At 69.4% G+C, this 10341-nt stretch carries 7 protein-coding genes; 3 read left to right on the forward strand and 4 right to left on the reverse strand.

The annotated features are described in order from the left end of the window. Positions 1-446 precede the first annotated feature (446 nt). The 3 genes from ACFWR9_RS29515 to ACFWR9_RS29525 form a co-directional block, all read right to left on the reverse strand. Positions 447-875, reverse strand: a complete 429-nt coding sequence (locus ACFWR9_RS29515) for a hypothetical protein (protein WP_383847224.1) — start codon at positions 873-875, stop codon at positions 447-449. A gap of 252 nt (positions 876-1127) precedes the next feature. Continuing rightward, positions 1128-1727, reverse strand: a complete 600-nt coding sequence (locus ACFWR9_RS29520) for a dihydrofolate reductase family protein (RefSeq protein WP_383847149.1) — start codon at positions 1725-1727, stop codon at positions 1128-1130. A gap of 40 nt (positions 1728-1767) precedes the next feature. Then, entirely contained in the window at positions 1768-2157 is a 390-nt protein-coding gene (locus ACFWR9_RS29525) for a VOC family protein (protein ID WP_383847151.1), read from the reverse strand. Positions 2158-2288: 131 nt separating this feature from the next. Between ACFWR9_RS29525 and ACFWR9_RS29530 the strand changes: the two genes are divergently transcribed. The 3 genes from ACFWR9_RS29530 (at position 2289) to ACFWR9_RS29540 (ending at position 7094) form a co-directional block, all read left to right on the forward strand. Next, entirely contained in the window at positions 2289-2966 is a 678-nt protein-coding gene (locus tag ACFWR9_RS29530; RefSeq protein ID WP_383847152.1) for a TetR/AcrR family transcriptional regulator, read from the forward strand. A 333-nt stretch (positions 2967-3299) separates the two neighbouring features. Further along, positions 3300-5567 carry an ATP-dependent RecD-like DNA helicase gene (locus tag ACFWR9_RS29535; RefSeq protein WP_383847154.1) on the forward strand — a complete coding sequence of 756 codons (2268 nt, stop codon included), beginning with the start codon at positions 3300-3302 and terminating at the stop codon, positions 5565-5567. 237 nt (positions 5568-5804) lie between these two features. After that, positions 5805-7094: a citrate synthase gene (locus tag ACFWR9_RS29540; protein WP_383847156.1), complete on the forward strand. Its 1290-nt coding sequence runs from the start codon at positions 5805-5807 to the stop codon at positions 7092-7094. A 747-nt stretch (positions 7095-7841) separates the two neighbouring features. Here the strand turns inward: ACFWR9_RS29540 and ACFWR9_RS29545 are convergent. Then, a complete protein-coding gene (locus ACFWR9_RS29545) occupies positions 7842-10121 on the reverse strand; it encodes a heavy metal translocating P-type ATPase (RefSeq protein ID WP_383847158.1) in 2280 nt (759 codons plus the stop codon). Positions 10122-10341 lie beyond the last annotated feature (220 nt).

A 10341-nucleotide genomic window follows, 5' to 3' on the forward strand; every position in this document is an offset into this window, starting at 1 on the left:
CCCGAGGATCGGACCAGGGCAAGGCGACCGCACACGGCCACGCCGCGCCCGAAAAGCCCGAAACACCCGGGCAACCACAGAATTCTAGAGACGCTGTCGCCCGTTGCCGCGCGACCTGCTTTGGGAGCAAACGCGCGAAAATGGATAAAAGCTCTTTAAGCACCCCTGCCGAACCTTGGGTGCTGAGGAGCTGCGCGTTCAGCTGCTCGCGGATGCGGCTGCTGCGCTGGTCAAACTGGCGCAGACGCCACCAGGCAACAGCCCGACGCAGCCACTACCACGGACGGATCGGCAGCGAACCCACCAGATAGGTCACGAAACCGGGAGTACGCAAGAGCGACTAACGCTCCGGGCGGGACCACGAGCCCGATTCGAGCACCAGGGTGTGACATCCGACGCGCCAACCCGCCGCATTCGCGTCCGCCGTCGAGCGTGGACGCTTACGATCACCGCCGCTCGTAGCCGTCGGCGCGGCTGGCAAGACCCCGCGCAGCCTCCGAATTCGGCAGGATCAGATCCTGAGCGTCGTCAGGGATCGCACCCCCGACGGAGTCCTCCGGCTCGCCGACCCACAGCTGCACCGCCTCCCACGCGGAGAAGCCAGCATCCCGGGCTTCTTTCAACCGCCGACGCCACCGCCCGCCGGCGTCGAACCCGACCGCCCCAGTGCCAGCCCTGCCGACGTAGCCGGCGGCATCCTCGCTCTCCGAGGCCCAGAGGTATCCGATCACCAGACCTCGAAGGACAACCGGCAGGCAACGAACAGCCGTATCAGTGCACGCCAGATAGTTGGTCAGCTCCAGAGTCCACGGACCGAGCGGCCCAAAGTCCCCTGGCCGCCCTGTCGGTTCCCAGTAGGAATCAGACACAGCCATCTCCGCCAATCGAGGCCTCATCACGCAATGATCACCACACTTCCCCCGGTATGGCCATAGTCAGAATCACGAACCCAGACCGGAGTACTTACGGAGGCCCTTTTCACAACGCTGAAGCCAGCAGTGCCCGGCTGCGACCGATGTCGGCCGCCGCGAACGTGGAACAACGTGGAACTCGGACTCGCGAGCCTCGAACGCTGACCGGCGTGCTGGGCACCAGTACCCCGGTCAGCGGGGAGTTGATGGATGACCTCAGTCACCGGCGGCACGCGCGAAGGTCACGAAGGACGCGCCGCTGTCGAGCAGGGTGCGGCCGGTGAGCTGCCAGCCGCGCGGATCGAAGGCCGCCTTGTGGGAGAAGAGCGGGATTCCGGCGCCGATGGTCAGCGGTGCCATCTTGAGGATGAGCTGGTCGATCTCGCCGTACAGGGCACCGGCCAGTTCCGCGCCGCCGATCAGCCAGATGTCCTTGCCGTCCTCCTGCTTCAACTGCCGCACCTTGTCCACAGGGTCGCCTGCGACCAGTTCGACGGCCGGGTCCGGGCTCTCGGTGAGGGTCCGGGAGAAGACCAGGTGACGTAGGTGGGGGTAGGCGTCGGTGATGCCTGCCTTGAGACCTATCTCGTAGCTGCGCCGTCCTTCCAGGGCGGTGTCGAAGTGCGTGCCTTGCGCGGTGACGGAGAGCGCCGCCCGGGCCTGGACGGGCAAGGTCTCCGGGTACTCCGTCACCAGGTGCTGGATGTAGTCCTCGGGGATCGGCCAGAAGCCGTCCGGGCCCGTGGGGTCGGCGCCGTCCGGGCCCGCGATGAAACCGTCCAGCGTGGTGGCGATGTAGTACACGAGCTTTCGCACGCGGTGCTCCTTCTTCTGGGTCTGCGCGATCCGGTCGGGATCAGGCGTGGTCCGGTGTGGTCCATTCGACGAACTGGACGACGACCCCGTTGGGGTCGGTGACCTGGAACAGGCGTTCTCCCCATGGTTCTTCGCGCAAGGGCATCGTGATGTCGACGCCTTCGGAACGCAGTCGTTTCTCCTCGGCTTCGAGGCCGGTGACGGTGAAGGCGAGGATCAGTCCGTCGGCGTGCCGGTCGCGCTGGTCGGGGGGCAGGACGTCGATGCCCCGTCGGAGCAGGACGATGTCGACGGCGGCATCGTCACGGGTGAGGGAGGCGAATCCTTCGGCCGCGGCCTGTTCCTGGTAGCCGAGGTGCTCGGTGAAGAAGCTGTGGGAGGCGGCGACGTCTTCGACCGTGAGGGAGACGGTGGAGGCGGTGATCCTCAAGGGGGGTCCTTTTCTCGGGCTGTTCTGGGGTTCTCGGGCTGTTCTGGGGGCGATCTTACGTCGGTAGTAACATTACTTCCATGCGCTCAGTGCCGTAAACATATTTTTGCTACGGAGGTAAGATTCGCCTCATGGAGACGAGGACGAGCGCCACAGCGAGCACCACCCCAGCCGACGCCACCGCCCCGCTGGGCCTGCGGGAGGCGAAGAAGCAGGAGACGCGACAGCTGATCTCCGACCATGCGACACGGCTCTTCATCGAGCAGGGCTTCGAGAACACCACCATCGCCGAGATCGCAGCAGCGGCCCGCGTCGCGAAGAAGACGGTGACCAACTACTTCGCGCGCAAAGAAGACTTGGCCCTCGATCACCAGGACGAGTTCAGCGCCACGCTGGCGCGCGCCGTGACCTCCCGACGCCCCGGGGAGTCCGCCCTCGCGGCGCTTCGCCGGGCCTTCGAGGCCTCTGTCGCGGCGCAGGACCCGGTCGCCGGATTCGCCGGCCCGGACTTCTCCCGCATGATCACCGACAGCCCCACCTTGTCGGCGTGCCTGCGCAACCTGCACGACCAGCGCGAGCAGGCGCTGACCGAGGCCCTCGCCGAAGCCGTCGGCGCGCGGCCGGACGACATGACCGTCCGCACGGTCGCCGGGCTGCTCGGCGCCGTGCACCGCGTCCTGTTCCAGCGCATCCAGGACCTGACCCTGGCCGGGCACACGCACGACGAGATCGCCAGGACGGTCGCGAAGGAAGCGGCACGCGCCTTCGGCCTTCTCGAACCGGCCATCCACGACTACGCGATCGCCTGAGGCCGAGAGCGCCGAGAGCGCCGAGGGCACCGAGGGCAAAAAACAGTCCCCGGTAGTGCTGCACGTGTCCTGAAGCCTCAGTCGTCACTGCTGCCTCGGTATCGCGCCGGCTTGCCGGGGGCCTGAACGGCATCCTGTCCGCGTCACTCCGCCGGCTAGACGTCCTCGTCGACTTTGTGACCCTTTCGGTGTTGCCGTCTGATAACCACTACTACGCCCTTTACCTCGTGAGTCAATAGGTCTTAGGTAAATCTTTCAAATCTTGGGCTGTCAGCGGCTGCCGGTAGCCTCCTTTCAGGACTCGGAACGGAGACGTGAAGGGCAGGTGGGGCGGTGTCCGGCGCGGGAAGTGGTGCGGATCGGGGGAGCCGGCTGGGTCTCGCCGAAGTCACCGGCGTCCTGGAACGCATCACGTACTCCAACGAGGAGAACGGCTACACGGTCGCCCGTGTCGACACCGGCCGGGGCGCCGGTGATCTGCTGACCGTCGTCGGTGCGCTGCTCGGCGCGCAGGCCGGCGAGTCGCTGCGGATGGAGGGGCGCTGGGGGTCGCATCCCCAGTACGGCAAGCAGTTCCACGTCGAGAACTACACGACCCTCCTCCCGGCCACCATCCAGGGCATCCGGCGCTACCTCGGCTCCGGCCTGGTCAAGGGCATCGGGCCGGTCTTCGCCGACCGGATCACGCAGCACTTCGGTCTTGACACGCTCACCGTCATCGAGGAGGAGCCCAAGCGGCTCATCGAGGTCCCCGGCCTCGGACCCAAGCGGACCAAGAAGATCGCCGACGCCTGGGAGGAGCAGAAGGCGATCAAGGAGGTCATGCTCTTCCTCCAGACCGTCGAGGTGTCGACGTCGATCGCGGTCCGCATCTACAAGAAGTACGGCGACGCGTCCATCTCCGTCGTGAAGAACCAGCCCTACCGGCTCGCCGCCGACGTCTGGGGCATCGGCTTCCTCACCGCCGACAAGATCGCGCAGTCGGTGGGGATCCCCCACGACAGCCCGGACCGGGTGAAGGCGGGGCTGCAGTACGCGCTCTCGCAGGCGACCGACCAAGGGCACTGCTATCTCCCCGAGGAGAAGCTCATCGCCGACGCGGTCAAGCTGCTCCAGGTGGACACCGGCCTCGTCATCGAGTGCCTCGCGGAGCTGGCGGACGAGCCGGAGGAGGACGGCGACGACCCCGGGGTGGTGCGGGAGCGGATCCCTGACCCGGAGGGCGGCGACCCCGTCACCGCCGTCTACCTCGTCCCGTTCCACCGCGCCGAGCTGTCCCTCTCCGCCCAGTTGCTGCGCCTCCTGCGCACCGACGAGGACCGGATGCCCGGCTTCCGGGACGTGGCGTGGGACAAGGCGCTGGCGTGGCTCGGCACCCGTACCGGCGCCGACCTCGCGCCCGAGCAGGAGGCGGCCGTGAAGCTCGCCCTCACGGAGAAGGTCGCTGTCCTCACCGGTGGGCCGGGCTGCGGCAAGTCGTTCACCGTCCGCTCGATCGTGGAGCTGGCCCGCGCCAAGAAGGCGAAGGTGGTGCTCGCCGCCCCGACCGGCCGGGCCGCCAAGCGCCTCGCCGAGCTGACCGGCGCCGAGGCGTCCACGGTCCACCGCCTGCTGGAGCTGAAGCCGGGCGGCGACGCCGCCTACGACCGGGACCGGCCGCTCGACGCCGACCTCGTCGTGGTCGACGAGGCTTCCATGCTCGACCTGCTCCTCGCCAACAAGCTCGCCAAAGCCGTCCCCCCGGGCGCCCACCTGCTGCTCGTCGGGGACGTCGACCAGTTGCCCAGCGTCGGCGCGGGGGAGGTGCTGCGGGACCTGCTCGCCGACGGCAGCCCCGTCCCGGCCGTCCGGCTCACCCGCGTGTTCCGGCAGGCCCAGCAGTCGGGCGTGGTCACCAACGCCCACCGCATCAACGGCGGGCGGCACCCCGTCACCGACGGCATGAAGGACTTCTTCCTCTTCGTCGAGGACGACACGGAGGAGGCCGGTCGCCTCACCGTGGACGTCGCCGCCCGCCGTATCCCCGCCAAGTTCGGCCTCGACCCGCGCCGGGACGTGCAGGTCCTCGCTCCCATGCACCGCGGACCGGCCGGCGCGGGCACCCTCAACGGGCTGCTCCAGCAGGCCGTCACCCCGGGCCGCCCCGACGTGCCGGAGAAGCGGTTCGGCGGTCGCGTCTTCCGGGTCGGCGACAAGGTCACCCAGATTCGCAACAATTACGAGAAGGGTGAGAACGGCGTCTTCAACGGCACCGTCGGCGTGGTCACCTCACTCGACCCGGTGGACCAGCGCCTCACCGTACTGACGGACGAGGACGAGGAGGTTCCGTACGAATTCGACGAACTGGACGAACTGGCCCACGCCTACGCGGTGACCATCCATCGCTCGCAGGGGAGCGAGTACCCGGCGGTCGTCATCCCCGTGACCACCGGCGCCTGGATGATGCTCCAGCGGAACCTGCTGTACACGGCGGTCACCCGGGCCAAGAAGCTGGTCGTCCTCGTCGGTTCCCGCAAGGCGATCGGACAGGCGGTGCGCACCGTGTCGGCCGGCCGGCGCTGCACGGCGCTCGACTTCCGGCTGGCGGGCTCTCGTCCTTGAAACCTTTCGGTAAACCTCCGAACCTGTGTGAAAAAAATGATCGATCAAACGAGTCGCAAAGGTCACAGAGCACTTCCGGAAGGGGGAAGGAGGGGGCAGGATGAGCAAGTTGGCGGCACTGAGTGCCGCCAATAGGCCCGATGGTCGACCCCGAGTGCACTCTCCTGAGCCAAGTGGGGGATGGTAGAGACAGTCAGGGCACCTCGAAGATGAGGCACTACGTCGGTGAGGGATGACGTGAGCGACAACTCTGTAGTACTGCGGTACGGCGATGACGAGTACACCTACCCGGTGATCGACAGCACCGTCGGCGACAAGGGCTTCGACATCGGGAAGCTCCGCGCCCAGACCGGTCTGGTGACGCTGGACAGCGGTTACGGCAACACCGCCGCCTATAAATCCGCCGTTACGTACCTGGACGGCGAGGCGGGCATCCTCCGGTACCGCGGCTACCCGATCGAGCAGCTGGCCGAGCGCTCCTCCTTCGTGGAGGTCGCCTACCTGCTGATCAACGGCGAGCTGCCCACCGTCGACGAGCTGACCTCGTTCAAGAACGAGATCACGCAGCACACCCTGCTGCACGAGGACGTCAAGAACTTCTACAAGGGCTTCCCGCGCGACGCCCACCCGATGGCCATGCTGTCGTCGGTGGTCTCGGCGCTGTCGACCTTCTACCAGGACAGCCACAACCCGTTCGACGAGCGCCAGCGCAACCTCTCCACGACACGGCTGCTCGCCAAGCTTCCGACGATCGCGGCCTACGCGTACAAGAAGTCGATCGGCCACCCGTTCGTCTACCCGCGCAACGACCTCGGCTACGTCGAGAACTTCCTGCGCATGACGTTCTCGGTCCCGGCTCAGGAGTACGAGCTGGACCCGACGGTCGTCGCCGCGCTGGACAAGCTGCTGATCCTGCACGCGGACCACGAGCAGAACTGTTCGACCTCCACGGTCCGCCTGGTCGGCTCCTCGCAGGCGAACATGTTCGCCTCGATCTCCGCCGGCATCAACGCGCTCTGGGGCCCGCTGCACGGCGGCGCCAACCAGTCGGTGCTGGAGATGCTGGAGGGCATCCGCGACGCCGGCGGTGACGTCGACTCCTTCATCCGCAAGGTGAAGAACAAGGAGGACGGCGTCCGCCTGATGGGCTTCGGCCACCGGGTCTACAAGAACTTCGACCCGCGCGCCAAGATCATCAAGGCCGCCGCGCACGATGTGCTCTCCGCCCTCGGCAAGTCCGACGAACTGCTGGACATCGCCCTGAAGCTGGAGGAGCACGCGCTCTCCGACGACTACTTCGTCTCGCGCAGCCTCTACCCGAACGTCGACTTCTACACCGGTCTGATCTACCGGGCCATGGGCTTCCCGACCGAGATGTTCACGGTCCTGTTCGCCCTCGGCCGCCTTCCGGGCTGGATCGCCCAGTGGCACGAGATGATCAAGGAGCCGGGTTCCCGCATCGGCCGCCCGCGCCAGATCTACACCGGCGTCGTCGAGCGCGACTTCGTGCCGGTCGAGGAGCGCTGAGCCGCAAGGCACCCCCGCACGCGCACCAGGAGAGTCCCGCACCGCCTTGAGCGGTACGGGACTTTCTCTCTTGTCCGGGCAGTTCGTGCACCGGGCAGTTCGTGCACCGGGCAGTTCGTGCACCGGGCAGTTCGTGCACCGGGCAGTTCGTGCACCGGGCCGCTCGTGCACCGGGCCGCTCGTGCACCGGGCCGCTCGTGCACCGGGCCGCTCGTGCCCCGGGCCGCTCGTGCCCCGGGCCGCTCGTGCCCCGGGCCGTTCGTGCCCCGGAACAGCAGAAGGCGCCCCGGCGCCGGTCCCCCCACGGGCCGACGATCCAGGGCGCCTTCCCATGTCCCGGTGCGGATTCCCCCCACGGGATCCGGCCGGGCGTCTGTGAGGACAGCGCCTGAATTCGCTGTGTCATGCGTTCGTACGTGTCGTACGTGCCATACGTGTCGTGCGGTCTGCCGGGACAACGCACGCCTGGGAGGGCCGCTCAAAGCTTCCCGGTGTACGTGTCCCGGCAACGCAGCTCTGGGAAAGTCCCCCAAGACATCCCCAGATGTCAGGTGACGCCCCCCAAGACGCTCCCTGACATCGCCAACTTAGACCTTCGAACCCCTTCGATGGTTACGTTCGCATCACTGTGATCTGCGTCTCTTGCAGACGTTGACCGGGACCCCAGCGTAAGGAAGATGCGCGAGCCTTGTGAAGAGCCTATGTGAGGTACGTGCCGGACTCCAGAGGGGCCACCGCATCGAGACCTCAGTGAAACGCCCGCAGCCGAAGGCTGTTGGTGACCACGAACACCGAGGAGAAGGCCATCGCCGCCCCCGCGATCATCGGGTTGAGCAGCCCGGCGGCGGCCAGCGGCAGCGCGGCCACGTTGTAGCCGAAGGCCCACACGAGGTTTCCCTTGATCGTCGTGAGGGTCCGCCGGGACAGCCGGATCGCGTCCGCCGCCACCCGCAGGTCGCCGCGGACCAGCGTCAGGTCGCCCGCCTCGATCGCCGCGTCCGTACCCGTGCCCATCGCCAGGCCCAGATCGGCGGTGGCGAGCGCGGCCGCGTCGTTGACGCCGTCCCCGACCATGGCGACCGTACGGCCCTCGGCCCGCAGCCGCTCCACCACGGCGACCTTCTCCTCGGGCAGCACCTCGGCGATCACCTCGTCGATGCCGACGGCGGCGGCGACCGACGCGGCGACGCGGCGGTTGTCGCCGGTCAGCAGCACGGGTGTGAGGCCCAGCCGCCGCAGCGCGGTCACCGCCTCGGCGCTGGTCTCCCTGACCGCGTCCGCCACGGCGAGGACCCCGCGCGCCTCGCCGTCCCAGCCGACCACCACGGCCGTACGGCCCTTGCTCTCGGCCTCGTCCCTGGCGCGGGCCACCTCGGGCGGCAGCGCGTCCTGGAGGCGCCCCACGGCCACCTCACGGCCCTCCACGCGACCCCGCGCGCCGCGCCCGGGGACGTTCACGAAGTCCCCGACCTCCGGCAGCGGTCCGACCCGCTCCTCGGCGCCGGCCGCGACGGCGCGGGCCACCGGGTGCTCGGAGGCGTGCTCGACGGCGCCCGCGAGCCGCAGTACCTCCTCCTCGCTGGTGCCCTCGGCGGCGTACACCTCGTGCAGGGTCATCCGGCCGGTGGTGACGGTGCCGGTCTTGTCCAGCACGACCGTGTCGACCCGCCGGGTGGACTCCAGGACCTCAGGACCCTTGATGAGGATGCCGAGCTGGGCGCCCCGGCCGGTGCCCACCATGAGGGCGGTCGGCGTGGCGAGGCCCAGCGCGCACGGGCAGGCGATGATCAGTACGGCGACGGCGGCGGTGAACGCGGCGACGGTGTCCCCGGTCGCGCCCAGCCACCCGCCGAAGGTGGCGGCCGCGATCAGCAGCACGACGGGCACGAAGACCCCGGAGACCCGGTCGGCCAGCCGCTGCACCTCGGCCTTGCCGCTCTGCGCGTCCTCCACGAGCCGCGCCATCCGGGCCAGCTGCGTGTCCGCGCCGACCCGGGTCGCCTCGACCACCAGCCGGCCCCCGGCGTTGACCGTGGCGCCCGTGACGGCGTCGCCGACGCCCACGTCGGCCGGCACGGACTCGCCGGTCAGCAGCGAGGCGTCCACCGCCGAGGCGCCCTCGGTCACCGTCCCGTCGGTGGCGATCTTCTCGCCCGGCCGGACGACGAACCGGTCGCCCACCGCCAGCCGGGCCACGGGTATCCGCACCTCGCGGCCGTCGCGGAGGACGGCGACGTCCTTGGCGCCCAGCTCCATCAGCGCCCGTAGCGCGGCCCCGGCCCGGCGCTTGGAGCGGGCCTCCAGCCAGCGGCCGAGGAGGAGGAAGACGGTGACCCCGGCGGCGGCCTCCAGGTAGATGGCGGAGGCGCCGTCGGTGCGGGAGACGGTGAGGTCGAAGCCGTGCCGCATGCCCGGCATGCCCGCGTCCCCGAAGAACAGCGCCCACAGCGACCAGCCGAACGCCGCGAGCGTGCCGAGCGAGACCAGCGTGTCCATGGTGGCCGCGCCGTGCCGGACGTTGGTCCAGGCGGCGCGGTGGAAGGGCAGCCCGCCCCAGACGACGACCGGCGCGGCCAGGGTGAGCGAGAGCCACTGCCAGTTGTCGAACTGGAGCGCCGGGACCATCGCGAGCAGCACGACGGGGGCGGCGAGCAGCGCGGAGACGACCAGACGCCGACGCAGGGCGGCCGACTCGGGATCGGCGTCGTGTCCGGACGCCTCTCCGGACGCCGCTTCGTCCTCGGGGTTCTCGGGCTCCGGTGGCGGCGCGGGCTCCTGGGCGGTGTATCCGGTCCGTACGACGGTGTCGATCAGGGCGGCGACCGGGGTGGTCGCCGGGTGGGTGACGCGGGCCTTCCCGGTCGCGTAGTTCACCGTGGCGGTGACGCCGTCCAGGCGGTTGAGCTTCTTCTCGACGCGGGCCGCGCAGGCGGCACAGGTCATCCCGCCGATGAGCAGCTCGACCTCGGCGAGGTCCGGTTCGGCGGCCTGGGCGGCCGTGGCGGTGTCCGCGGTGGTGCTGGTCATGGTCCGGGCTCCAGACGGGTCCGGCCGGACCGTGCGCGGCCCGGCCGGGGGAACGGTGGCTGCTGCGGGGCGCCGTGGCGCCGGTGCTAGGCCCTGTCGTCAATCTCCCGCGGGGCCCCCCCCGCCCGCGGGCCCCCGAGCACCGGCCCCCCGCCCCCCGGACCGAAACCGCCGCGGTGCGGCCGGGGCCGCCGCCCCCCGGTGCAAAACACACACCGCG

The organism is Streptomyces sp. NPDC058534 (assembly GCF_042717365.1).
Taxonomy (GTDB): Bacteria; Actinomycetota; Actinomycetes; order Streptomycetales; family Streptomycetaceae; genus Streptomyces.